The following is a 25,033-nucleotide window of genomic DNA, read 5'->3' as shown; positions in this document are numbered from 1 at the left end:
AGTAGTTCGCACACTGTCTTCCGAAAACGATCATCAATAGGGTGAAAGACCCCAAAAACTTAGCCATTACCAACACGGCTGCACTTTCATGACAGCCTCCTCCAATTTTCCCTTCTTGAACAAAAAAAAGGGAACGTACATTTCTTTAATTTTAATAATCTAACACAGCTTTACAGTACCAGAGATAGACAAAGATTTTCAAGTTAAGCTGGGTTACCCTTGAAATACCAATGGTCGTGAAAATTTATTGGCCTGCAACTCGCAGAAATGCTCAGCAAAGTACCTAAGCGATAGGAAAAAGGGGATAGACTGCAGTAATACGGACGAGGTCAGCTCAAGCGGGGTTGAGTTCAAGTTGGTGATCAATATGTTCAAGCATACTCTGCGTCAACCGCTCGACCTCAACTTCGCCTGCCCGTTGATCGCGTTGATGTTGAAATAACTGATCCGCAATATTGATAGCAGCCAGGATAGCCAATTTCGTGGGCGTTCCTGTCTTCATGTTTTGTGTTAATGTTCTCATCTGTTCATCGACATAGCTCGCAAGCTGTTGAATATAGACTTCATCAGCTTCTCCCTGGAGTGAAAAACGCTGACCGTAGATTTCGACTTCAATGGGTTTTCTCACATCATCCCTCCTGGTGGTTACTTGTATTATCAAGAAACTCTAATTCACCAAGGACTTTTTCAATCCGTGAACGTATATTGGTTCGCTCATCCTCCCATCCCTGCGTCAGTTCATCATGCTTCACCATTCGTTCCCGTGCAACCTGAAGTTCTTCTTCTAAAGAGGCCTTGTCATGGCGAAGCTCAACGACAAGATCAACTAACTTTCGTACCCGTACTTCCAGAGCTTCTATGTTATCCAGACTCATGATCCCCCCTTATCAACATACTTGGATGAATCCACAAATCGGAATATAAAAATTTCAACACATCCTGTCAAGCGAAGCTGCCTGGCAAGAATGCCCCAAAAGCTCTCGATAGACACGATAACTTCCGAGCACTCGCTTAACATACCCCCGTGTCTCACGGTAGGAAATCCTCTCGACAAACTCATCGGGATCGGCTTGAGGATCCTGTGCAATCCACCTCCGCACCACATGCGGACCAGCATTGTACGCCGCAACCGTATGGACAAGGTTTCCATTAAATTGCTCCAAGAGCTGTCCCACGTAGGTTGTACCTAACTGAATATTGGTTTTGGCATCAAATAGGTCATCTTGCTGTGGAGAGGACAATCCTAACTGATGAGCGACTCTCTTGGCTGTTGCCGGCATCAGTTGCATCAGACCACGAGCCCCAACCCGAGACATGGCTCGTGCATCATATAAACTTTCTTCACGAATAAGTCCCGCGACCAGATAGGGATCTAAGCCAGAGGGTGCGTGTTGTTGAATCGTTGGTATATATCCAACTGGATACGCTCCATTCCATGCGTAGGACGTTCGAGGAATGAGGTCTTGCTTCAGTTTCTGCCCAAAGTGCCGAATCGCTAAGCGTATCCCAAAATCATAAGCCCCAGTCTGTTGAGCCAAGGAAATGATTTCAACAAGATTCGCGGTTTTCGACGTCGCACGCTTTGTGACAGCCTTGACCTCTTTTCCAGCCTCTTGCAACAGACCCAACTTCAGCAACTCACGCGCTTTTTGGTAATGCAGGTCATTCATAAGGTCATTTGATACTGCGGATGATAACGGAAGAGTTTCGTGGTTCACCAAACCCACTGTTCTCGTAGAAGCAGGCTGAAACAAGCGTGCTTTCGCTAATTGACCATAATACGTCAGCGGCTGTTCTTCAAACAAATTCCGATAGACTTCTTGAGCCTTAACCGACTGCTGCAATTGATCATGTATCCGACCTTGCCAATACTGGGCGCGCGTCCGAACATCCCGATCTTTAGAGCTCTGCCCTAAGATCTTTAATGTTGTCAGAACCTTATCGTATTGTTCTTGTTCATAATATATCCACGTCATTCGCCATAAAGCGTCCTGTCGCCTATTGAGCGAACGTGCAGATTGAACCGCTTGCTGAAATGCATCCAAGGCGGCCTCTGTTTGAGCTTGATCGTGCAGCCATACCCCTGCAAAAATATGAAGAAGCGCTTGTCGATCTCTCGATAGCCGTTTAAGGTGGGCCTGCTTATGAAGAGCAAGCACTTGAGGACCTTTACTCTGCCGAAGATAAGACCGCGCCAACCACACGACTCCATCCTGACTTCGACCCGATTGGGAGCGAGACACTCGGTCGAATACTTTTTCGGCCTTGTCATATTGCTTTAATCGAGCCAATGCCATGCCTAGCTTATATTCTGCCTCATCATATTTCTTCCCTTTCGGCACCTGCTGGAGATACTGTCGAAGCCCGACAATCGCTTTTTCGAATTGAGCGGCTCGATAGAAAGCCAGCGTACGCTTGTGCTGTTCCTCGAGAGTTGGGGCTCGTTGATTCGATTGAGGTAATTGATCAAGCAGACTCTGGGCTTCCTTACCTTCAGATTTATGGGGCACTTTCCACCAAACCTCTCGAAGTGCCTGCTGTGCATTGTCCAACTTGCCAAGCTCAAGGTGACATTTTCCGATCTCGAGCAATGCCGTTGCGGCTTGGGAAGATTGAGGAGCGCTTCTGATAGCTCGAGAATACCAACGAATCGCGAGTTCACAATTTCCAGATTCACGCCAGGCTTGGCCCGCTAACACCAATGCGTCATGTCTCAGCCTTGATTGAGAGCCCCACGTATCCACGCTCTCCAACACTTTTGCGGCTTCGTGAGGTCGCTTCGCAGTTAATAGCGTTTCTGCCAACCAAAATTGTAGATAATCTTGTAAAAGTGGAAAGGCCTCATTGGCTTGACGAAAGTAGGCAATCGCATCTGCTGGAGACGTGTCTTTCAACATGAGCCCAAGATGAACGCCAGCCCGATGAGCCCAGACTGTTCCAGGAAACTGGGTTTGAACTTTTTTCAAACTGGCGACCGAATATGACTCTGGAACTACCGAAGCCGGCGTGCGTGCTTCAGGGTTCATGGCTTGGTGAAAACAGGCCTCTGCGCTCTCACACTGCACAGGGTACGGTTCAGGAGACAGCAATGATTCGGCAGAAAATGCCGACACACCCACAAAGACACTCATCAAGACGAGATGAGCTGCAGAGAGAGTTTGTCTTCGGGTAGAACGAATTATCATGCGTATCCTTGCAAGACCATTCAGAGGTCAAGATTCTATATCATTGATCGACTAGATTCTCTCAAGTATACCGAAGATTCGTCTAGCTTCAAGAAGAAATCGTCTCAAAAAAATCTGAACAGGATATCCATGACAGCCCAAGACTGTACGGGTAAAAGGACAAGCAGGAAGCAACCAGACGAGTGAATAATTTCCACTGTAGATCATCACACCAGGAATTGTCTTACAGTCAATCCAACCAGGAAGACACCAGAAAAGGTTCCATAGACCCAGAAGCCCAACTCACAGATTGATTCCAGTGATTTTCTAACGACGATGTCACTCGACAGACCTCTTTATCTTTTTCTCTATAGAAGAACTCGGTATGCTTGGACACATCAGAAATTTGTTCACGACATTCATTGTTCACACGTACCCCCCCCAAACGGCGATCACGAGCTTGATAGTCCACTAAGGCCATAAGTAATTCTCGACGACTAAAATCGGGCCAAAGCGTTTTGGTGAAGTATAGTTCGGAGTACGCAATCTGCCACAACAAAAAATTACTCACGCGCGACTCCCCACTCGTTCGGATCACTAAATCTGGGTCAGGCAAATCAGCAGTGGAAAGGTATTGAGCGAACTGAGCCTCGTTGAGACTGTGGCGGTCAACCAGACCCTTCTCAGTATCTCCCACAATCTTATTGACGGCCGAAAGAATTTCATCTCGCCCACCGTAACTGAGCGCGAGTGTCAGCGTGAATTGATCAGCAGCCTGGGTCGCCCGCTCGAGTTCACGAATCATGATTTGCACGGGCTTCGGCAATAACTCTCTACGACCAATCACTCGAAGACGGACACCCTCCTGAAGAAATTGCCGACAATGCTGTTGAAAAAACTCCGTAAAGAGTTCCATCAGCAGCGCCACTTCTTCACGAGGTCGCTTCCAATTTTCTAAAGAAAATGCATACAATGTGAGAGCAGGAATCCCAAGGTCTCGACAGAGGAGCACAGTCTCACGTGCCGATTCTACGCCGGCGCGATGCCCGGCAATACGTGAATACCCACGCTCCAACGCCCACCTCCCATTCCCATCCATAATAATCGCGACATGCCGGGGGAGCGCATCAACGCGTAATTGAGCCGTTAACATTTCGGCTGATTTATGCACCTTTTCAAGATTGGCTTGATACATAGACGTTCCTGTTCACATTCATGTCTGACTGATGAACATGTTGATCGTGGGTTATTAATCGTCACACCGCCCGTGGGTAAATTTTTCTTTGGATACATTGAAAACCCGCTGACATTCAAGAAATCAGTCCATAGACAAACAAGACAACTCCGACAAGCAACGCAAAACCAAACAGCATTTGAAGCGCAGTTTTTTTCCCAGATGTCAATGTATTCCATTCTTCGCACAACTCTGTCAGCCATTGATTCTTCACAGGTTGCTGACGTTGTCTAACATCTTCTGAAACGCATACCTCTTCGAGTTCAACAGTAGGGGAAGGCTTAACGACCAGGGGTTCAAGCACCTGTTGACACACAACCAAAGAACTTCTTTCCTTTTCTTGGTAAAGAATTGCTTCAGGAGCAGATGGGTTCATCTTTCCGCAATGTGGACAAGATAACGCGTAATTGGACATTTCCCCATCGCATTGGAGACAGGATGTCATGGCCATCTGATCGTTTCTTCCGCACGACCGTACATATTCATTGATGACATTTCTCCGTTTCGTGTTTCAACCTCCAGACCTCACATTCCCTAACATCACATCAACCGCATTCACCGTGTACCAGCTATTCCCGCGCCGCCGAAGCGCAAATTGACCGTTATGATGTTGCGAGCTCATCTTCCGCAAGCGGCACAATGACCTTTATGGGCTCTTGAATCGGTCTCTGATGCGCCAAATACATTAGGTGCATCAACAACCCATCCGTCAATTGCTGACCTTTACTGATGATAACTTTTCCCACCTCATCCCGAACACCTTCGGCAAGAATCATACCTGCCCTCAACCCATCTAATGACAACTCCATGATGGTGTATTTTCTCTCTTTCGCAAACGACTGCTTCAGTGCGTCCAACAAGATGGGGTCATACCACCCTTCACGCTTACACAATTCTTGCAGTGCCGTTCCCTGATCCGTTCCGCCAGTCTCTAACGTGTCAAAATCCAAGACCACCTTGAGCATACGCGCTTCAACAGGTATTTCCCTTCCCTGATTTGAGAGTTCGAACGGCGGACCACTACCATCAAATCGTTTTTCTTGAAAACGAACGATTTTGGCCACTTCCTCCATACGCGGAATGGCAGCAAGCAAATCTCCACCAATTTGCGGATGCTTGGCAAAGAGTTCGTCTTCTTGGGCGGTTAACGGTTCACCGCGATATTTTTTTTGAAGCACCTCTTGCGGCATCGTGACCGTTCCAATTTGAGAAAGCAGCGTCGCCGTCTCAAGGAGCCAGGTACATTCTACCCCCATCGGCCTCGTCATCCCCTTCATATATCGCTGAATACGCGATGTCCGACCAAACGCCTCCGGGTTCGACAATGAAAACACTTCAATAAGACTCTTCAAACACCCATTGAGTGTCCGCTCCAGAATATCTCGCTCCGTTCGCAAGAGCCGGTGATGTTCAAGACCGGCCTGAATGGTCTCAAGTAATAATTCATGCGGACACGGCTTTGAAAGAAACCGAAAGACCGCACCATCATTGACGGCTTTCATGGCCGTCTCGACATCAGCATATCCCGTAATGAGAATTCGAGAAGTTTCAGGCATCTGGGCTTTGACCATCTTTAAAAACTCTATCCCATCGACATTTGGCATTCGAAAATCAGACACCACCACGGCAAATGGGCCATCGCTGCTTAACTTCTCAATGCCCCATTCTGGTCCTAAGGCCGTATCGATTTCATACCCTTTACGAAACTGTCGCTTATAGGCATCCAAGACATTTCGACTATCGTCTACAAATAAGATTTTTTCAGGCATATCCCAACTCCTGCCCCTGAATCTTGGCCGCAGACCGTTGCCATTTTGGCCAAGGATCACGGTATCCATGACTCGTCAAGTACTCCATCGCGCGATTGGATGGTACACCGTCGCTGTCCTGCGGCCACCCCCCACCATCAAGCGTATTGGCAGCATACACCGCAATCGTTGGTGTAAATTCTGACATTCCTAACCCTAAAGGATTGTCATGATACGCAACAGCATCAACAATAGCCTGAGGAAATGTTTGTCGTCGAAGATATTCAGCACCAACTATTTCATGTGAAATCCCCAACTCAAGCAGTTCAGCCGTTGCAAGAGAAAGACTCTCCCGCCGTGCCCGTGACATCACATCGAGATAACGGTTCGAACCAAAAGAAACAACGAGGATCAGTAATCCAATGTCATGCGAAAATCCAGCGATACAAGACTGCATGATCACCTGTGAATCCACACACTCCTCTTTGGCCAGAGTTCCGGCCAAACAACCCGTGCGTAGACTATGCCGCCATAATCGCTCGACATTCAGAAACTCATTTCGTTCATTCTCTAATAGAGCAAACGCCCGAGCCACAGCCAGCAGTTGCTTCATCGTCTCGGCTCCCAACCACACAATTCCTTGATCAATCGTCTTTGGCTGATAATCAAATACCAACCATGTGGCCTTGAGCAGTTGAATCAACTTGCCCTTTATGTCGCGTTCTGATCCTCGACGAAGACCCTTCTCGCGGCATAACCCAGGCATGCCCAACGCGACCTCTTCGTGTCGAAGACATGTCTTGAGATTCAACAATGTGGCATCGCGAACATGACCTTGCTGTCCGCCCACTGACAATTTCTCCTGATTCAAACATTCCCACACAAATGTCGAACCAAGCAGATCAAAACTTTTTGTATTTGGCGTCCAGGGTATCTCCTGCGGGAGAACCCGTAGAGATGCATGAGAATACGTCTCTGACAGGGACGTATGATTCGTACATAATATGCGACGTGATCTTTTCATTACATAGGCCAGATCAACTGCAAGTAAGCTCATTGACTCAATTTTTGAGTAATCATGGGCAAGGCCTCGACACTCTTAGGTGGCGTACCATCTTGGCCAAGCAGTAAAATACCTTGACGTGTATCTGTCTCACCGTGAATGGGGCTCAGAGTCATATTTAAAAAATGTTCAGTACATGAGTGGTCAAGATACCGTAGCTCGAATATCTGAATGGGCTGTTGTTGATCACGACAATCTTGTACGGCCATCATCAGAGTATCCGAATCCCACTGAATGCCCATTGATTGAATCGAATGTCCTAAGATCGTTGAAGAGGAAATTCCAAATGTCTGTTCTGCCACGGCGTTCCACCGAATGACACAATTGTGTTTGTCTAGACCGATCAAGACTGAAGAAATCGCTGCGATGAGGTTTTCAGTTTCAGCAAGCACTTTTCGGAGCGCATTCTCAGTCTGACCTATGGACACCAGTTGCTGTTTGGCTCGATAAGCAAGATTCCATTTTGAGGTCAGTGAATCCGCGAGTTGCCGGACTTCGACCATGTCAAAAGGCTTACGTAAGATCAGCAATTTCTCACTATGCCCTAACCGTTGCATGACCTGATCCCATTGATGGTCTGAATAAGCCGTGCAAATCACCATTTGTAAGTCCGGATCCGCTTTCCATAAATATTCAATTGTCTCAATGCCATCCCATCCTGGCGGCATTCGCATATCAACAAAGACCATCGCAAATGGACGCTTATCCCGAATCGCCTTTTGGACAAGTGCAAATCCGACTTGACCTTGGTCCGCACAATCCACTTCATATCTCCCTGAGGTCTGGGCATCCTGGACGTCGCCAAAGAGTATTATCTCGGCATCGGTCAAATCATCGTTTCGGGATCCACTCCCGAGAATCTTCCTGAAGTCCTCATGAATTGCTTGATTTTCATCAATAATCAGAATTCGCCTGTTCACGTCAGACTCATGTTCTGTCATAGAAGCAATCTTTCTTCGCCTTTGGGATCGTTATCGGGAGGTATCTAAAGAATTTGGAAAGATACGTCAGTCCCGTATCCTTTTTTCTCGGTTAGATACCACGCACTCTTAAATGCAGAATCGCCTTAGGACCGAGTTGCCTGCGGCCTCAGAACGCTCACCATGGACATCATTAATGCAACAATGAAAAAAGCCGAAAACGAATGGAGTATAGGTATGAGGGTGTGACGATTGATCGAAGTACCAATACGCACTACGTGGCCTTTGATCGCAATGATAAGATCGGAGCCTTTTCGATCCAGCCGAGCTAGCCGATCCCGGAGCCCAGCACCGGATAGCTTGTCAGACCTACGGTCTTGGAACTCATAATCTGGAATATGCGTCAAACACGGAAAAACGTCGCCTAAGAATCTGCCAGACAATTAGTGTGAACACAAGAGATAGGACCCGGATCATTTCTCTTATGAACAGGGGAAAACTATCGTCATAGGTCAGGCGGTATCGCAACCGGCAAGGTTAAGATAAATGTTGCCCCGTATCCTTCTCCATCACTCTTCACATGAAGCGAACCACCCATATTCTTGGCCAAGAGAGCTCCACTGTGCAGTCCGAACCCATGTCCATCTTTCTTGGTAGTAAAACCTTGAGAAAAAATATGTGTGAGCTGGTCAGAATGAATGCCGACACCCGTATCGGTCACTTCGAGCTGGACCATATTTCGTTTATTCGTCGCAGGCCCAATTCGAACCGTGAGTATTTTTGAATCAACCGTCTCCATCGCTTGCGTGCTATTACGAATTAAGTTGACCAAGATTTGCAAGGTTTGATGCTTATCAACAATCACTTCTGGGGTATCGACGAATTCTCGAACAATTTTCCCTTCCAGTTTCTCTAGCAGCACCTTATTGATTGTCATGGCTTGCTCCATGAGATCAACCAACACGACGGGCTCATGCAGCCCACCCGCTTTGACCATTCCTTGCTGCATCGCCACACATTGCTTGGCATGTTCTGAGCTTTCGATTAATGACTCTAACTCTTTAAGTGTCACTCGCTGCTCATCAAGCAGGTGGTCAGCTAGCTGCGCGAGATACCCAGGGATCTGTCGGCCTTTCTCATCCCGAGACAAATAGACATTGAGGTCATCCATGTGAGCGTTGAGCATTTGGGAGATTTTTCGGACATCACCCACGAGCGACTGCCGCAACGTCGTCCCCATAATCCCAACAGAGACATTGATACTGTTCAGCACATTCCCCACATTATGAAGCACGCTAGTTGCCACATCAGCCATACCAAGACGACGAGATGTTTCAACAAGTTGATCCTGAAACTGACGCCGCTCGGCTTCGAGGCGCTTGCGCTCGGTTATATCTTGCGCAACACACACTAATCCCTGGATGACCCCGCTTTCATCTTTCATCAGTGAGCCGGAAAGTGCCATGGGAATAACTTGGCCATTTTTGGCATGGTACGTGGTTTCAACGTTACTTACCACGCCCTGAAAATACAGCCTTTCCATAATGGAGCCTTGAGTCAACTCTTCACCAAAAATCTTACTCGGACATTCCCGAAGTAATTCGTCTTCTGCGTACCCTAATAACGTCAACAACGAACGATTCACCGCCTCAATAGTCATATCAGCATTGATAACCAGTAACGTATCAGCCATCGATCCGATGATATTTTCCATATGCGTTTTGGCAGCAGACAACTCATCTTTTGCCCTCGCCAGCTCAAAATTCGTTCCGTCCAAATCTTGGGCTGTTCGAAAATTATGCGCCTCAACACTCCCACGAGGCTCCATATCTTGACTCAATTGTGCATGGGTTCCTTGTAGCTGTAAGTGTTGCGCAACAGCCACAGTTGAGACACCTCCCACCTGATACCTGATACGTTGAGAAAGAGACCATTTGTGTATCATGACAGTAAAAATTTGTTGGACGTCGATCGCGTGAAATGGCTTTCGTAGAATCAAGAGTTGCTCTCGATGCGTACTACCCTCGAGCCCTAAAACACATTGACTGTTCACATTGGCCTTGCAAAGAACGCAATGGAGAAAGCGATCAACACGCCAATATTCTTCGATGGTTTTTTCCCCTGACCATCCCGTCCCCACATTTTCATCGAAAAACACCAGAGCATAGGGATATTTAGCTTCTAAGGCTTGTCGAATGAATGCTAAACCGGCCTCACCCGTTTTCACATATTCAACGTCGAACGATGGACGAGATGTAGACGTTCCTACCAATAGTTCGTCAAAAATTTGTCGAAAATCCGCATGAATTTTCAGCTGGTCATGAACAACCAATATTCGGCATTTCGTATCTTGTAGAACATCCACGACCAGGCACCCTTCTCTGATTCAACATCTTCGACGTTAGCTGACGTTTCTTCTGTACTTAATTCAGATGGAGAGGCTTGACTCGCTGTAGACTATGCATCGCCTGTAAGCTTGCTCGATATTTGGTTATACCTTTCATAAACTCTAAATACCCGTCTAAACTATTGGGCTTGGTGATAAACGAATGGGCGCCCAAGTTATAGGCACTATCGATATGCTTGGCGACACGTGAGGTTGTCAAAACCAAAACGGGAATATCCTGCAACTCTTGATCAGATTTAATCTCGACTAAGGCCGAACATCCATCTTTTTTGGGCATATTCAAATCCAAAATAATCAGACCAGGGCGAGGTGATTTCACGGGATCACCATACACCCCGCGACGAGTCAGATAATTCATTAACTCTTCACCATCATGCACAAACCGCAAATCTTGTCCGAGTCGACACTCATCCCAAGCCGCCTGCGCGACCAAACAGTCATCAGTACTATCATCCGCCATTAACACAATGAAGGGAACGGCTTGCATACAGGTACTCATCATCACGCCCTCCTTTTATCTAAAGAAAACTCATCGTCTGGGAAATCGTGCGCTTCTCGCCCACAGTATTTCTGGTGCTAGGCATCTCCAATCACGAGGATCTATCTAGTTAAATTATTGAGTTTTTTATCATGCAGCATCTCAACGCAGAAATGTCATAATTAACAGACGGTTCGGGCATGGAAAGATCATCAATCAGGAAGTAATTGGATTTGCCTATGGTTTGCGCGACCCATTTTGGCAAGTCATGCGACATCTACTCAAAAACAAGACCGCGTGTGCGAAGATCAAAAGCAGGATGGTAGGGTCCCTCTACGCTGAGCAAGGATAGGAAACTGGAGGGAGAAGCGTGCTCCATAAACACAAACGCCCATCGACAAGATGGGCGCAAACAGACCATGACGCTTCATTGACCAGTGTGGCGGCCAGGCGAACCCCGGAAGAACCATCCTCCCAATTCAGGTCCCTTAGCTTTGCGTCCTACCTTCTCAGGTAGTTTGCCCTTTGCACCCTGTTGTCTCTTTTATCGGTGTCCAACAGGATTACTTGAGAAATGATTTTATTAGTAATTTTAATCAGTTACAGTCTGGCCTTGATACTGAAACGGTACTCGTATTCACTCGGCACTCACAGGACGATTTAAAGCTGTGGAACTGACTCCAGCTTCTGACCCACACGCGGTTTCGGTAGAATTTCCCATTGGAAGCGTGAGAAGAAAAGTCGACCCCTCTCCAAGCTGACTCTGCACGGTAATGGTACCGCCACAGCGATCAACAATTTTCTTACAGACGGCTAGGCCAATCCCCGTTCCTTCGAATTCATCTCGACCATGTAGACGTTTGAACATCCCAAAAATACGATCCGTATATTGGCTATCCATACCAATCCCTTCATCTTCGATTTGAAGTTGGCACAACATACGTGCCCGCAGTCCATCTTGTTGACGACGCTCTTTCATCATGCGAGCAGACACGCGAACGACAGGTGCTTCATGTGGCTTGTGAAATTTCAATGCGTTCCCGATTAAATTTTGCAATAACTGACGCATTTGAGTCTTGTCGGATTCAATCACCGGAAGGTCCTCCACTTCGACCTTCGCATGTGTTTCTTCAATACGCACGGCAAAATCATGAAGAATGTCCTCAACGACTTCGCCAAGCGCCACTGACTCAACACTTCGATCATGGTGTTCCAATCGAGAATAGACCAGCAAGTCTTGAATGAGCCGTTGCATTCGACCAGAAGCCTTGAGAATTCGCCCCAAGAACTCGAGGCCAGATCCGTTTAACGCACCTCCACATTTCACTCGCAATAAATCGCTAAAAACTTGGATAGTATGAAGAGGTTCTTGAAGGTCATGGGCGGCCACAGAGGCAAACTGGTCAAGCTCATGATTGGATCGTACCAATTCTTCAGCTTTATTCCGAAGTGCGAGCTCCGCTCGTTCGCGTTCATGCACCTCGATTAGCGCATGATCTCGAGCTTCACTCAGGTCTTTATTCCGTTGTTCCAAGTCTCGAATGGACTGCGCGAGTTGCGTTTCGATCGACTGTCGGCGAAGTACATCATGTTCTAATTGAGCATTGACCGCACGGAGTTCAGACATTCGCTGATCCACGAGATGCTCTAACTCGCCTAGACGGAGCCTGGCATATCCCGCCCAATACCATTTGTAGGTGAGCGAATTCGCTAATTGTCGAACTTCAATGGGATCGAACGGTTTTCGGAGAATAAGGAGTTGATCGCGATGTCCTAAGCGAGGAATCACCTCGTCCCATGGATGATCTGAGAAGGCGGTACAAATCACCGCCTGAATGGCTGGATCTATTTCCCAAATTCGCTCAATGGTTTCGACCCCATCCCATCCTGAAGGCATTCGCATGTCCACAAAGACCACAGCATAAGGATTTTCTTGCTCCACGGCCATCTTGACCAGATCAAAACCCGAAGAGCCCCGGTCAGCACTGTCAACAACAAATGTCTCTTGATAGGGTGACCTCACACTCTCCTCAAATAATGTGTCTCGTGCAGCATAAATGGGGAACTCTGAAGTCGAAGAGCCTAATACTTTTCGGTAGTCGTCAATAATGGCAGGATTATCATCAATCACCAGGATGCGTCGATTGAGGACAGGCGCTTCAGACATACGACATCGCCTCCGTTGTGTATGGGTAACCTAGGGACACTCTCGACCCAATGAGTTCACGATGGCTAAATGTTGTTGACCCAGTGCATCGCCTGCCACCTTCTGGAAATCCCAGACAAAAAAACCAGCCCCTTACGCCACTTTATTCAAAAACCCTTGGCTGCACTTTCCGAAGCCAACCGGCCACATCCATAATGAACAAATGCCTATATTCATAACTTGAAAGGAAGACAAAAACATGAGAACAAGGAAGCGGTCGATCACTCGTAGTTAATCATGTTTCGCAGGAGGCACGACCATCGCCAATTGAATTTGTTCAGCTTCTCGTTGAAATTCCTCGGCACGTTCATCCGCCAGTTGCGCCATCAGATCAAACTGCCCCTTGTCATGTTGAGCTTGATGCCATCGCTTGGTCAGGGAATTCGCTAATTGCCAGACTTCAATATTGTCGAATGGCTTTCGTAACACCAAAAGTCTGTCATTCTGCGGTAATCGTTCCATGACTTGATCCCAATCGTGATCTGAAAATGCGGTACAAATCACCACATGGAGATGGGCATCGACTTCCCAGAGATGTTCGATCGTTTCCACGCCATCCCACCCAGGAGGCATTCGCATGTCGACAAAAGCCACGGCATACGGCTTCCCCTGCTGGGCAGCCTGTTGAACCATCCGGTACCCCTCCTGCCCCTGATCAGCAAAATCAAGCTCAAACGGTTCGATCGTCTGTTGTGCAGGAACATCATCAAACAAGCCTCCCCGTGCCTCGTGAAGTAAGGTCGCATCGAATCCTTGACACAAGATCTTGCGAAAATCTTCGTGAATGGCCACGTTGTCATCAATCACAAGAATTCGCCGATTCGTCTGAATACTCTCCGTCATGAGTTGGCCTCCATTTGAACATCAGGAATATCAAAAATGAACATTGGTCAACACGTATTCCGCAATCCTGCCACGAGTCGGCTAGATTCATTAGTATCGTCGGATTTGAAATGCCAAATCTTAAGACCTAAGAGATATTTCTGTGTATTCTCCGACGTTGAAAGTCCTTATGTTTAGGATAAAGAAAATGCAAGTAACTTGAGCGGGGGAATCATCCGCACCTGTTTCACTGCCATGGGAAGAATAGGAATAACAGCCACATGGCAAGAAAATTCCCTTTATGACGAATGATCAGAAAGATGAGGTTTTTCTTTTTATTTAGTGCTGGTCAACCCCTGGTATGGACGAACGCATGAAACGAGGCTATGAGCACTTACTGAAAGATCTTGAAAAAACCAATTGGCAGCGACATCCCCAGAACTCTCTTGAGAGGGAAGAAGAAGTGATTGATAAGGTTGAGCGGTTGCGTGTCAGATGGGAATTGAGAAAACATCACCTTCCATCATCTATCAAGAAAGACCATAATGCGGCAAAACCTGACTCCTAAAAGATAGACGTCATCATCACCGTATATGGATATGGAATGGCGTTCATAGGCTTACTTAAGCACCTTGCCCTCTTCCGCCTTCCCAAAAAGAATGGATTGGCACTTGATGTCGTATCCCGCGATGTTTGGGGGTAATCGAGTCATTGGGTAGACGAACCTTTGCCTTGGACACGTTTCGGGAATGACGATAGAGACACCGACGCATTCGCCAAAATGACACCGTCGGCTTCTCTACGCGAGGCTTCGCACCATCAACAAGCTGAAGAGCCACACAACGATGCAGGGCATCTCGCTGAACTACCGGGTAGGCTAGCGTGTAGCGATTCCCCCATTGATCACCGTAACAAATCGTTAAGCGAATATTGTCCCGTTTTTCTTGAAGCAACGGAGAATCTGACCTCGTTTTAATCCAAACCTCATATTCCCTGCTCTCTGCCTCCATCATCGGTATCACCGGTAGCGGGGAAACCCCTTCCCCTCCATGAACCGTGACACGAATATCGGAGGCTTGTGAATCTCCAAGATTTTGAAGATACACGGTTAAGATATCTTCCCCATTCGAGTAGATCGTGGCACGCCTTGTAATGTGAACATCAGGCTGGATGGCACAAAAAGCTCTGTGCGTTTTTTCCAACATAACCAGATAACGTAAATACAGAATAGAAAGAACAATCAGTCCAATCCCAACTGCGAGAAGAAGATTTAAGTCATATGGCGTAAGGGTAAATGATAGGTCCATGATCATAATTCCTCTCGCACACCCACCGCTTTAATCGGTCACGAATAACTACGTACGTTGAGGGAACCCCTCATTAGTTATGAAAAAACTATAATTGATTCATTGGTCGAGCAAGATTAAAGCCAACTTTCTTCCTTATAGAGAATCAGCAAGATTTTTCGATAACGCCGTACGATCAACACCATCGATAGACATTTTACCCTACCGAAGGAATCACGTTTTTTATTGAGTGGTGTAAAACAGAAAGATGACTGACACCCTCAATCTTCGAAACCTACAAGAGTTCATCCCGAACGAAACTAGGCAACAAATAAGCGGTAAAACATGCGAGAAAAAGATAACAAAAATTCGTTAGGGTTTTTTACACTTGAGTCGTACGGTAAAAACTCTTAAGTCTTTCATGCTAAACCATAACTGAATACGAGGGTATGTGAGAAATATGGGAGCAAAAATCTAGAACTACCAAATAATACAATCATCAAACAGCTTGAAGGCTGTGCTGTTAATAGACGCTCTCCCGATGGCCACCACCCTGCATCGTGTCAACCTTCTGTCTAGAGACCATGGAAAAATTTCTCTTGATCTGCCCCATAACGACCTCTGCCCTCAGGGTGTTAAACAACTGACTCACCTTGCCAGTTTTATGACCTCAGGACAGGTCTGAGCACAAGGCAAGCCAAGAAGGTTTACGAGAATATTTCATGAAATCAGTAATTTTATTCATCAAACACATCGAACATTTCACATAGTGAAACTGGTCCGACTTTTGCTGATCTCATGAGACATGCCTACACAACCAACATCCGCTACAACTAAATATCTATCGCAGCAACCAAATCGCCTTCACACGTTAGTCAGGAAAGACACAGCATCGGGTTTTGGTCATCAGAATTCCCTAGATGCACTAACACATGCATTGCTTGATCCTTTCCTCACCGTTGAAGAAGCCACCGTACAAGCGCTCATCCAACGCCACCATCCTCCAAACCAAACACGTTGATTCAAGAAGGGTCAGAGTTCATCACCTGAACGTCAACTTGGCATTTGAAGATATATATCCCATCTCATTGTCAACCAATCGGCCGCTGCCCATCGTTCCCCTTACTATAGCGGATCCAATTAATTTCCAGTTGAGTGAGAAAAGGAAACCTAGGCGACGGTTGCTGCAAACCTCTTCTAGGATTGAAGCAGTTGCCAATGGTGCGACCAGTTCGCCTCTGGAGTGTTGATTATAGGTCGCCTAGCAGCGTAAGACTACGCCTCAAACATCGGAAGTTGTTTGAAACGGCTATAAACAGAAAAATTGGCTTAAGGTCCTTCTCATTCAGATACGATTGACACTCGCCAACTCCCTATCACACAGATATCTACAATCCATCTAGCGTCTATCCACAACATTTTGCAGAAAATGAACTGTATCCCTAGCAAAGAAAGCTTATCCAGGGGACAGTAAGGACTGTCATAGGGTCTGTTTGCACAATGAAGAAATCTAATTCTAATTGCGCATGATCGCACCTAAAGGAAAAGCCTGATACAATCTCATGAATGCATGTGTAGGAGTCATCATTCGCTTACAACCTCATCCATGCCTAGAATAGATTCATCCATCCCATTCCGAACTGACGTATGACCCCATCATCCTCAAATCCTCTTCGCGGTTTGCTGATCACACAGTTTTGCGGAGCGTTTAACGATAATGCCTGGAAACTTATGGTGGCCCTCTTGGCTATCAAACAAGTCGCAGCCGAGTTAGGTGGAGCTGGAGCCGAGTTTGAAGCCGCAGCTCAGACACAAACCACGATAACCTTTGTGATCTTTACCCTGCCCATGATGATCATCTCGGTCGTTGCCGGCGTCTTTTCTGACCGGTTCAGTAAACGAAGCGTGATCATCGCCATGAAATGGGTCGAGGTGGGATTCATGGCACTTGGCACCGCCGCGCTCTTTTACAATCCAGCTGGAGGCATTTTGCCCCTCATCATTCTCGCAGGCATGGGTGCACAAAGTGCCCTGTATAGCCCAGCCAAATATGGAATCCTTCCGGAAATCCTTCCTCATGAACGTCTCACGGCTGGGAACGGCTCTATAGAATTATGGACATTCGCCGCAATCATCACGGGGACGGCAGCCGGAGGAGTTTTACTTGAAATGACTGGCGTCACGACATGGCTGGCGGGATTATTCCTCACAACCCTTGCCCTTGTGGGATTAGTCGCGTGTTATGCCATTCCCCTCGTACCGCCCGCTCGTTCAGAAGGAGGCGTGTCTGCCACCGTCGCTTCGGCATGGAAGGCCGTACATTCCGATCAGGTTCTGCGATTTGGCATACTCGGCGCCATTATGTTTTGGACCATTGCCAGCTTGGTAGGACAAGATATTATTATTTACGGAAAGTCTGTGTTAGGACTATCGGACTCAAAAACCGGGCTCCCCTTGGCAGCCTTTGGCGTTGGCATTGGCATTGGCGCAGTCCTTGCCGGGAAATTGTCCGGAGCCAAAGTTGAATATGGACTGATCCCGCTAGGCGCGGTCGGTATCAGTTTGTGCCTACTGATTCTTGGGTTCACCACCCCCCAGCTGTTCGGGACACTCCTTTGGATGTGTTGCCTCGGCATCGCAAGCGGATTCGTCGTCGTTCCGATCAATGCACTCATTCAGTGGCGCGCGCCTCAAGATCAACGAGGGGCAGTGATCGCGATGTCAAACTCAGCGGTATTCAGTGGAGTTTTGATAGGGTCGTTGAGTGCCGGACTGTTCTCAGGAATTGGCCTCAGTACCAGTGCCATTCTGATTGTCTCTGGAGGATTCACCTTGTGTGCCACCATATGGGGGCTGACACTGTTGCCCGATGCCTTTCTTCGAGTCGTCTTAAGCCTCTTTACCAATACGTTTTACCGGCTGACCATTTTGAATCGTGAACATGTTCCTCCAGAAGGCGGTGCCCTGCTCGTAGCAAACCACGTGTCCTTTATTGATGGATTATTGGTCTTGGCCAGCCTTGATCGTCCGGTGCGATTCATTATTGACCGATACTACTACGAGCATCCACTCTTTCGCCGTTTAGCTCACATTATGGGTGCGATTCCGATTTCATCGACCGGCACTCCACGAGAAATTCTCACCGCTCTTCGCGAAGCAGGACGTCATTTGGATGATGGCCATTTAGTCTGTATTTTTCCAGAAGGTCAAATTACACGAACAGGCGGGTTGCTCCCATTCAGGCAGGGCTTTGAACGAATCGCCAAGGGCCGTAATGTCCCGATTATCCCTGTTCACCTTGATCGCGTGTGGGGAAGTATCTTTAGTTTCATTGGCGGGAAATTTCTGACGAAACTTCCCGAGCGGTTACCGTATCCAGTCACAGTCTCATATGGAGTCCCCCTCCCCTCTGACACATCAGCTCCTGCAGTTCGAAAAATTGTCCAGGAAATGGGAGAAGCCGCTTGGTATAGACGTAAACCCAGCACCCGGCCATTACATCATTCGTTTGTCTGGGCCATGCGTCGTCATCCCTTTCGATATGCCTTTGGAGACGTCACACGCCCCAAAGTCTCCTGCCTTGAAGCCCTTACTGGAGCTATGGCATTAGCACGTGCCCTTCGTCCTCATTGGGAAGGACAACACACTGTGGGAATCTTACTTCCAGCCAGTGTGGCTGGAGCGCTTACGAATGTTGCCGCCACGCTTTCAGGTCGTACAACCGTCAATCTCAATTTCACGGCAGGACAAAGAGGAATGGAGTCTGCAGCCAAGCAAGCCAGCCTCCAGACAATTGTCACCAGCCGCCTGTTCGTCGAAAAAGCGAAGCTCGACCTTCCTGAAACTCTGACGATCATATGGCTTGAAGATATTCGGAAAACAATCACGTCAGTCGAAAAACTGATCTCCATGGCCCTTTCGCTCTTTGCTCCCATGACGCTCCTCGAGCGAAGTGCAGGCGCCGTCTGCCGTCCGACGATGGATGATCTCGCCACCATTATCTTCAGCAGCGGAAGCACCGGAGATCCCAAAGGCGTGATGTTGAGCCATTTTAATATTGACTCCAACGTGGAAGCCGTGGCCCAATCGCTCCATATCGATAAACGAGATCGTATACTTGGAATTCTGCCATTTTTTCATTCATTTGGATATCTTGCGACGCTGTGGTTTCCAGCAATTCATGGTGCTGGTGTGGTCTTTCACCCTTCGCCGCTCGATGCCGCCGCCATTGGAGAGCTCGTTCATCAACATCGCATCACTGTACTTCTGACTACCCCCACATTTCTCCAGCTCTACTTGCGACGATGCACACCTGACCAGTTCGGCGCTCTTCGAATGGTCGTCACTGGTGCAGAAAAGCTCTCCAATCGATTGCTCAGTGCATTTGAAGAACGATTCGGGATTCGTCCCATTGAAGGATATGGCGTCACAGAATGCTCACCAGTCATTGCCGTGAATTGTCCAGACTTTCGAGCGGCCGGGTTTTTTCAACCGGCATCTCGTCTCGGCACCGTTGGACAACCACTTCCCGGCGTCTCAATCAGTATCGTCGATCCGGACTCGTTTGAACCAGTCCCAGTAGATTCTCCTGGCATGCTTCTGGTGAAAGGACCCAATGTCATGAAAGGGTATTTAGGGCGCGAAGACCTGACCGCAAAAGCCATGCATGACGGGTGGTACATCACTGGGGACATTGCGAAGGTCGACGAAGACGGATTTATTGCGATTACTGATCGACTCTCTCGATTTTCAAAAATTGGAGGAGAAATGGTACCGCACGGAAAAGTGGAAGAAGCGCTGCATCATGCTGCAAATGCCGAAACGCAGGTCTTGGCCGTCACGTCTGTACCGAATGAAAAAAAAGGAGAACAATTAGCCGTTCTGCACATGCTCGATGATGAAGCAATCGCAGAAATTCTTGACAAGGTCTCCGCAAGCGGACTACCGAATCTTTTCATTCCCCGAAAAGATCACTTTATCAAAGTAGAACAACTTCCCGTACTAGGCACAGGCAAATTAGACCTCCGTGCTTTAAAGCAAATAGCGAAGGACAACCTTTGTCCATCGAACTAATCCGCAGAACTTGAAATCAGCCCATCACTCAGAATTTTCCCACCGTTTTTGATTTTCTGGATAAATCCTGGTCACGATTGGACAGCAGGACAACAAAACTTTATTAGGAATTCGTACGTTCTCTACCACACTTCCAGCAGGTTGTGAACTCGCCAGAATGTTGTTCACCGCAACCGACGCAGGTCCATGCCGAGTCTTCTGACGGCGAAGCGTTATCCCATTTATCTAATATGTCTTTGGCTTTCTGATACTCATCATCATTGACCACCCAGAGTTCAGGAAAGACTTCAGCAAACGGCACTTCGCCCGCAAGCGAAGATCCCTGTTGATTTTTAACCGTGCAGAGGATGCCTTCTTGATCGAGAATGTCCTTGCGCGATTCAACTTCAATGAGACTATTCGAAATAAAGAGTTTAAGCACTGCTAATCCTCTATCAGAAAACAGGCCCATTTTGGAAGCTTATAGCCGATTCAGTTAACTTGCCTACCCTTGAAGTGTTTGATACCGCATTGAGAGTACGTATGATTCAGCTGCACGTATTTAGATTCGCTATAATGGATCGCATTGAGGTTCTAGTGTGAAAAAGCATGACCAATATGATCACGACAATGTGGTCAAGAAAATTACCGTCTCCATATAGAAAACAACCGCCAGGAAATAAGCTGATCAAAGGGTATGCGTGTCATCCAAATCAATAGTGGATTAGCAGCTCTCTCAATGTTCAAACTCTTACGGAATAAAAAAGGAAAATCCACCACTAAACAACCAGGCGTTCAATCCCACATTTCGAGACCCCGTATTGGCATTGGAGATATGGTGATAACGCACACTCGTCGTAAGCGCAAACTGTTCGGTCACAAAATAGTGCAGGCCAGGCCCAGTCTCCAGAACAAAATTAAATCGCTGGCTCTGCTCGGGAATCTTGGGAGCCAAGTCTGTCCACAACATGCCGGCTCCGATATCCCAAAATGGCATCCAAGGGCCAAACGACAAGAAGTTGTACTTCACAACAAGAGAACCGCCAAAGGCGTACGCTGTGAAAGGCTTTGAATAACGAGCCCCCAGCGGCTCTGCAAGCACTTCGATATTTCCACTCAACCACCCGGCATCAAATTCGTCAGTCAAAATCATTCCGATTTGAGGAAGCACAAAGACGGCTCGCTGATTCGAGGAAGGCTTAGTCCCATCCAAACTATTTTCTTTCCAATATCCGCCAATCACTCCCAGCTCAACGGTACCTTTTTTCACCGTATCACGTGCTTCAAATTCAGCAAAAGCCGAGGCCGGATGAATGGGCAACAGACACAACAGAAGCAGGACAACGCTCCGCATCCAGTTAAGGACGACTAATTGAAAGAAACAAACATCCATGTTCATCACAACAATTCCTCACCTATCAGAAATCACCATCAAGAAATTTGGCAGAACGCCACATCTTATCCTTGGGGCCTGGCTCGATCAACTCTACAAAATTTCAGCAACAAGCACGAGATTTCACAAATCGAAAAGAACAAATCAATGATATTCTCTGCAAGGTTCAGTACAATAAAGCACGTTTCATTCACTTCACTGCAACAATGTCACATCCACACACATCACAATCGGCCAATGACATCGATCAGTTCGTCGGCATCATCGAGCGTATCAATACTGCCATGCTGACCTTAGACCAGCTCATCATCCGCACGCACAAACTCAGCACTAAAACGAATGACATTCCTGATCCGTCGCGCCAATCATCCTAAACAAACCCAATACATCGCCTCACGGCAAAACAATCACATCATCGAGGAGAATGTAATTTCAACCAATAGGAGACTAAGGACACGAACAGCAGACAAAAAAAGAGCCTTACTCTGTCAAGAATAAGGCTCTTTTTTCTAGATTGTGCGTGTGACCCTATGCGAGCTGGCCCTTCCACCACCGCCATCCAATCAAACCCATCAATCCGCTCCCAAAGAGCAAAATCGATGACGGCACGGGAACCGGCGCGTGCGCAACACTAATGGGCTCTGATAAGGCATAGAATGGACGGGGACCAGAGGACGGAAACGAACCTCGATCAATCCATAACGCATTGCTTAATCCTTCAATCCCAAGTGTCGAACTGGAAGAGGGATCGCCCAACACGTTACTTATCGATTGCGTACCATCAGTACGCGATCCTGTCCAGATAGCCCGAGCATTCGAATTACCAAACTCATTAAAATTAATAGGAGCAAGGAGAGATCCATCCCACATATCCGCAAAGCCTGTGGCCACAAGCGCGCCACCCAAATTATAGACAAGTGTCGACACCACGGCATTGTCCAAAGCCGCAACAGTTTCAGTTGAGGCAATGGCATTCCAAGACATATCGCCTAAAGGTGAGCCGAGACCAATTCCAGCTGAATCCGCCGCACCTTGGACGAAGGCATTATAATCCCCAATGTCCGTGGATACCGCATTGCGAGTCCCACTAGTACTAAACGCTAACTGATAGCTATCCCCAGGGTTTAGACCTGTGGGCATCAGGATCGGCATCGCATAAGTTGACGTAATTCCGCCCCAACAGACGACACTGAAGACACTCAAGAAGAAATACATTCGCAAACGGTTCAATTGGATACGACAGACGTTCATACTGGCCTCCCTGCCACATGATTCAGACATGACGTTTTAGACGTGTACGGATATGGAAGTAAGAGAATTGTTACCCCACATACCGATGTAAGGTTTCACTCTACATCAAACAACACCTCTGTCAACTGGCTCATCTTCACACCGGCTTCAATAGCCATGAGGCCTGCGAACCTCCCATTCTCTTCATAGATCCCTTCATCCACTTCCTTCCTCACTTGTTGTCCCACGTATTATTCATGAATAAATTTCAGAAAATTCAGGACTTTTAGAGGAGCATACGCCCCAGCAACTTGCCCGACTTTAGACTTGATCTCTGCATTTAAGACCTGTCCAGTCAGTACAAGATGTTCATGCGCCGTGGTAATGACGATATTCTTTTCCTCAGGAAATAATGTTGAAAGGTTATGACGGAATGCTTCAATGGGAAGATGAACGACCAACTCCAGAACGGCCGAGAGTTTTTTTTCTTTATCCCACAAAGTTAGCGTGGTATACCCAATCTCCTTTCCAGATAAATACAATTGCGTTGAGCTTAAGATCAGTGAATCGGCTACAGCAGGATTCGCCACCGAGGCATGCGAGAAAGGCAGTGGAAATGCCAACACCATCGCATGGCCCAATGGAATCTGTTTCATGACCACTTTCGAGGTACGAATATCGACCTGCGTTTCGACAGTGGCGGCCCCGCCCTCCTTCGTAACTCGCTTGATCTCCATTTTCTCGACCAACTCTTCCCCTAACACATTCGACGAAATTCCAGTGAGCATAATCACCAGGGCTACGCACAAGAAATATCGAGTGTTCATCATGATGGCTTCCTCCTCCCGCATACATGAATAAAAAATCAGATGAAATAGATCGGCACGGTCAGCGTTCGGTAAATTTTGCAACTACAAATATATCCCCGCTCAGATATCGACGATACAGGAGCACTGAAAAAGGTATAGAACTGACAAGAAATTCCTTTACGAACGAACCCAAGCATGACATTACTTCATAACTTCCCAGATAGAATTCACAAAGTGTTTATTGGCATCAAAGAGATGCGTCACGATTCGGTATCCACTCTTCACAGCCAACATCTCGATTTCAGCAATCGTATACTTATACGAATGCTCCGTTTGCATTGCTTCCCACGCATCAAAGGAAAATGTCTTCTTCAATGTAGCAAGACTGACCACCTGCTCTCGAGTACTGTAAATAAAACTTTCAACGGCATGTGTCTTCGGATTATACTGTCCCTGCTGGACATACCATTCTTTGACAAAATTCGCGCCAAGTTTGTTATTCAAAACATCAAGTAGATGAAGATTAAACTTCTCGAACACCCCCGTAGAATCATTATAGGCGGCATACAGGGCCTTCGGGTGTTTCATGAGATCAAACCCGATCATCACGTAGTCACCGACACCCAAGGACTCTCGCAATTTCTGAACAAACTGTTGGGCCGATGGCAGTTCCATATTTCCAATTGTCGAACCCAAAAAAAGCACAAGGTTTCGCCAATTGGATTGTTGGCTTATGGTTCGGAGTCCATCAAAATAATCGGCAGCTAATCCCATCACCGACATACCACTCTGCGAAAACTTCGACTCCAAAACAATGACGAGATTTTTGACAGCCCCCTCGGAGATATCGATCGGAACATATTCGAATGTCAATTGATTCTGAATGAAGTGCTTAAGAAGAATTTGCGTTTTCCCTCCATCACCAGCACCCAGTTCAATCACTCGAAACTCCGTCTTCTCGAGAAGATCAGTAATGGTCTGTTTGTAAGCCTGAAAGATTTCGAATTCGCATTGAGCTGGATGATAGCCTGGTAGCTGCGTAATTTCGGTAAAAATGTCACTGCCTCGATTATCAAAAATCAACCACGAGGGTAAACGCTTAGGTTTTCTTGAAAGTCCTTCCATCACGGCCTGAGCAAATTGCTCATTGGATGATGCCGTGGCGGACCCAGATCGCAAACTATGAAAGGTAAATGGCATAAATATCCTTCTCGTGACTTG

The 25,033-nt window shown here is 47.2% G+C and carries 21 protein-coding genes and 1 riboswitch; of the genes, 3 read left to right on the top strand and 18 right to left on the bottom strand.

Annotation, left to right across the window (positions count from 1 at the left end):
• Positions 1–334: 334 nt before the first annotated feature.
• The 12 genes from ACWQXP_RS18315 to ACWQXP_RS18260 all read right to left on the bottom strand — a co-directional run bounded on the left by ACWQXP_RS18315 (position 335) and on the right by ACWQXP_RS18260 (position 14,063).
• Positions 335–628: a cell division protein ZapA gene (locus ACWQXP_RS18315; RefSeq protein WP_454064298.1), complete on the bottom strand. Its 294-nt coding sequence runs from the start codon at positions 626–628 to the stop codon at positions 335–337.
• 1 nt (position 629) lies between these two features.
• The gene (zapB, locus tag ACWQXP_RS18310) at positions 630–875 is read right to left on the bottom strand and encodes a cell division protein ZapB (protein ID WP_454064297.1); all 246 of its coding nucleotides are present in this window, start codon (positions 873–875) and stop codon (positions 630–632) included.
• 54 nt (positions 876–929) lie between these two features.
• On the bottom strand, positions 930–3,185 hold the full coding sequence (locus ACWQXP_RS18305; RefSeq protein WP_454064296.1) for a lytic transglycosylase domain-containing protein: 2,256 nt from the start codon (positions 3,183–3,185) through the stop codon (positions 930–932).
• A gap of 229 nt (positions 3,186–3,414) precedes the next feature.
• Positions 3,415–4,359, bottom strand: a complete 945-nt coding sequence (locus ACWQXP_RS18300; protein WP_454064295.1) for an isoprenyl transferase — start codon at positions 4,357–4,359, stop codon at positions 3,415–3,417.
• Positions 4,360–4,474: 115 nt separating this feature from the next.
• The gene (locus tag ACWQXP_RS18295; RefSeq protein WP_454064294.1) at positions 4,475–4,843 is read right to left on the bottom strand and encodes a hypothetical protein; all 369 of its coding nucleotides are present in this window, start codon (positions 4,841–4,843) and stop codon (positions 4,475–4,477) included.
• 157 nt (positions 4,844–5,000) lie between these two features.
• Positions 5,001–6,167 (bottom strand): HD domain-containing phosphohydrolase, encoded by a 1,167-nt coding sequence (locus ACWQXP_RS18290; protein WP_454064293.1) that lies wholly within the window; start codon positions 6,165–6,167, stop codon positions 5,001–5,003.
• Entirely contained in the window at positions 6,160–6,996 is an 837-nt protein-coding gene (locus ACWQXP_RS18285) for an HDOD domain-containing protein (RefSeq protein WP_454064292.1), read from the bottom strand. The genes ACWQXP_RS18290 and ACWQXP_RS18285 overlap by 8 nt, the downstream gene beginning before the upstream one ends.
• Before the next feature lie 203 nt (positions 6,997–7,199).
• The gene (locus ACWQXP_RS18280; RefSeq protein ID WP_454064291.1) at positions 7,200–8,129 is read right to left on the bottom strand and encodes a response regulator; all 930 of its coding nucleotides are present in this window, start codon (positions 8,127–8,129) and stop codon (positions 7,200–7,202) included.
• Positions 8,130–8,634: 505 nt separating this feature from the next.
• Positions 8,635–10,494 carry an ATP-binding protein gene (locus ACWQXP_RS18275; protein WP_454064290.1) on the bottom strand — a complete coding sequence of 620 codons (1,860 nt, stop codon included), beginning with the start codon at positions 10,492–10,494 and terminating at the stop codon, positions 8,635–8,637.
• Positions 10,495–10,552: 58 nt separating this feature from the next.
• A complete protein-coding gene (locus tag ACWQXP_RS18270; RefSeq protein ID WP_454064289.1) occupies positions 10,553–11,038 on the bottom strand; it encodes a response regulator in 486 nt (161 codons plus the stop codon).
• 414 nt (positions 11,039–11,452) lie between these two features.
• A riboswitch (cyclic di-GMP riboswitch) is annotated at positions 11,453–11,547 on the bottom strand.
• A gap of 104 nt (positions 11,548–11,651) precedes the next feature.
• Positions 11,652–13,181 (bottom strand): ATP-binding protein, encoded by a 1,530-nt coding sequence (locus ACWQXP_RS18265; RefSeq protein WP_454064288.1) that lies wholly within the window; start codon positions 13,179–13,181, stop codon positions 11,652–11,654.
• Between the two features lie 270 nt (positions 13,182–13,451).
• Entirely contained in the window at positions 13,452–14,063 is a 612-nt protein-coding gene (locus ACWQXP_RS18260; RefSeq protein WP_454064287.1) for a response regulator, read from the bottom strand.
• 352 nt (positions 14,064–14,415) lie between these two features.
• On the opposite strand from ACWQXP_RS18260, the gene ACWQXP_RS18255 reads away from it, so the two are divergent.
• On the top strand, positions 14,416–14,610 hold the full coding sequence (locus ACWQXP_RS18255; RefSeq protein ID WP_454064286.1) for a hypothetical protein: 195 nt from the start codon (positions 14,416–14,418) through the stop codon (positions 14,608–14,610).
• 55 nt (positions 14,611–14,665) lie between these two features.
• Here the strand turns inward: ACWQXP_RS18255 and ACWQXP_RS18250 are convergent, their stop codons facing one another.
• Entirely contained in the window at positions 14,666–15,349 is a 684-nt protein-coding gene (locus ACWQXP_RS18250) for a hypothetical protein (protein ID WP_454064285.1), read from the bottom strand.
• A gap of 1,626 nt (positions 15,350–16,975) precedes the next feature.
• Here ACWQXP_RS18250 and ACWQXP_RS18245 point away from each other — a divergent pair.
• On the top strand, positions 16,976–20,401 hold the full coding sequence (locus ACWQXP_RS18245; protein WP_454064284.1) for an acyl-[ACP]--phospholipid O-acyltransferase: 3,426 nt from the start codon (positions 16,976–16,978) through the stop codon (positions 20,399–20,401).
• A gap of 103 nt (positions 20,402–20,504) precedes the next feature.
• On the opposite strand, the gene ACWQXP_RS18240 is transcribed toward ACWQXP_RS18245, so the two are convergent.
• Entirely contained in the window at positions 20,505–20,822 is a 318-nt protein-coding gene (locus ACWQXP_RS18240) for a putative signal transducing protein (RefSeq protein WP_454064283.1), read from the bottom strand.
• Positions 20,823–21,131: 309 nt separating this feature from the next.
• Positions 21,132–21,779, bottom strand: a complete 648-nt coding sequence (locus ACWQXP_RS18235) for an acyloxyacyl hydrolase (RefSeq protein ID WP_454064282.1) — start codon at positions 21,777–21,779, stop codon at positions 21,132–21,134.
• Between the two features lie 200 nt (positions 21,780–21,979).
• Here ACWQXP_RS18235 and ACWQXP_RS18230 point away from each other — a divergent pair, with 200 nt between their 5' ends.
• A complete protein-coding gene (locus ACWQXP_RS18230; protein WP_454064281.1) occupies positions 21,980–22,147 on the top strand; it encodes a hypothetical protein in 168 nt (55 codons plus the stop codon).
• 154 nt (positions 22,148–22,301) lie between these two features.
• On the opposite strand, the gene ACWQXP_RS18225 is transcribed toward ACWQXP_RS18230, so the two are convergent.
• The 3 genes from ACWQXP_RS18225 to ACWQXP_RS18215 form a co-directional block, all read right to left on the bottom strand.
• Entirely contained in the window at positions 22,302–23,024 is a 723-nt protein-coding gene (locus ACWQXP_RS18225) for a PEP-CTERM sorting domain-containing protein (protein WP_454064280.1), read from the bottom strand.
• Positions 23,025–23,254: 230 nt separating this feature from the next.
• Positions 23,255–23,833 carry a pilus assembly protein N-terminal domain-containing protein gene (locus tag ACWQXP_RS18220; RefSeq protein WP_454064279.1) on the bottom strand — a complete coding sequence of 193 codons (579 nt, stop codon included), beginning with the start codon at positions 23,831–23,833 and terminating at the stop codon, positions 23,255–23,257.
• Between the two features lie 180 nt (positions 23,834–24,013).
• Complete coding sequence (locus ACWQXP_RS18215) at positions 24,014–25,012, bottom strand: L-histidine N(alpha)-methyltransferase (protein WP_454064278.1); 999 nt, start codon at positions 25,010–25,012, stop codon at positions 24,014–24,016.
• Positions 25,013–25,033: the final 21 nt, after the last annotated feature.

Source organism: Candidatus Nitrospira salsa, from assembly GCF_965152625.1.
This window is presented reverse-complemented; position numbering and strand designations above follow the sequence as displayed.

What these genes read in the sequence shown, in the direction of transcription:
- ACWQXP_RS18250 (WP_454064285.1), bottom strand. Translation starts at nt 15,349, where the DNA reads ATGGACCTATCATTTACCCTTACGCCATATGACTTAAATCTTCTTCTC.
- ACWQXP_RS18305 (WP_454064296.1), bottom strand. Translation starts at nt 3,185, where the DNA reads ATGATAATTCGTTCTACCCGAAGACAAACTCTCTCTGCAGCTCATCTC.
- ACWQXP_RS18295 (WP_454064294.1), bottom strand. Translation starts at nt 4,843, where the DNA reads ATGACATCCTGTCTCCAATGCGATGGGGAAATGTCCAATTACGCGTTA.
- ACWQXP_RS18225 (WP_454064280.1), bottom strand. Translation starts at nt 23,024, where the DNA reads ATGAACGTCTGTCGTATCCAATTGAACCGTTTGCGAATGTATTTCTTC.
- ACWQXP_RS18215 (WP_454064278.1), bottom strand. Translation starts at nt 25,012, where the DNA reads ATGCCATTTACCTTTCATAGTTTGCGATCTGGGTCCGCCACGGCATCA.
- ACWQXP_RS18235 (WP_454064282.1), bottom strand. Translation starts at nt 21,779, where the DNA reads ATGAACATGGATGTTTGTTTCTTTCAATTAGTCGTCCTTAACTGGATG.
- ACWQXP_RS18230 (WP_454064281.1), top strand. Translation starts at nt 21,980, where the DNA reads ATGTCACATCCACACACATCACAATCGGCCAATGACATCGATCAGTTC.
- ACWQXP_RS18270 (WP_454064289.1), bottom strand. Translation starts at nt 11,038, where the DNA reads ATGATGAGTACCTGTATGCAAGCCGTTCCCTTCATTGTGTTAATGGCG.
- ACWQXP_RS18260 (WP_454064287.1), bottom strand. Translation starts at nt 14,063, where the DNA reads ATGACGGAGAGTATTCAGACGAATCGGCGAATTCTTGTGATTGATGAC.
- ACWQXP_RS18245 (WP_454064284.1), top strand. Translation starts at nt 16,976, where the DNA reads ATGACCCCATCATCCTCAAATCCTCTTCGCGGTTTGCTGATCACACAG.
- ACWQXP_RS18220 (WP_454064279.1), bottom strand. Translation starts at nt 23,833, where the DNA reads ATGATGAACACTCGATATTTCTTGTGCGTAGCCCTGGTGATTATGCTC.
- ACWQXP_RS18290 (WP_454064293.1), bottom strand. Translation starts at nt 6,167, where the DNA reads ATGCCTGAAAAAATCTTATTTGTAGACGATAGTCGAAATGTCTTGGAT.
- ACWQXP_RS18300 (WP_454064295.1), bottom strand. Translation starts at nt 4,359, where the DNA reads ATGTATCAAGCCAATCTTGAAAAGGTGCATAAATCAGCCGAAATGTTA.
- zapB (WP_454064297.1), bottom strand. Translation starts at nt 875, where the DNA reads ATGAGTCTGGATAACATAGAAGCTCTGGAAGTACGGGTACGAAAGTTA.
- ACWQXP_RS18265 (WP_454064288.1), bottom strand. Translation starts at nt 13,181, where the DNA reads ATGTCTGAAGCGCCTGTCCTCAATCGACGCATCCTGGTGATTGATGAT.
- ACWQXP_RS18255 (WP_454064286.1), top strand. Translation starts at nt 14,416, where the DNA reads ATGAAACGAGGCTATGAGCACTTACTGAAAGATCTTGAAAAAACCAAT.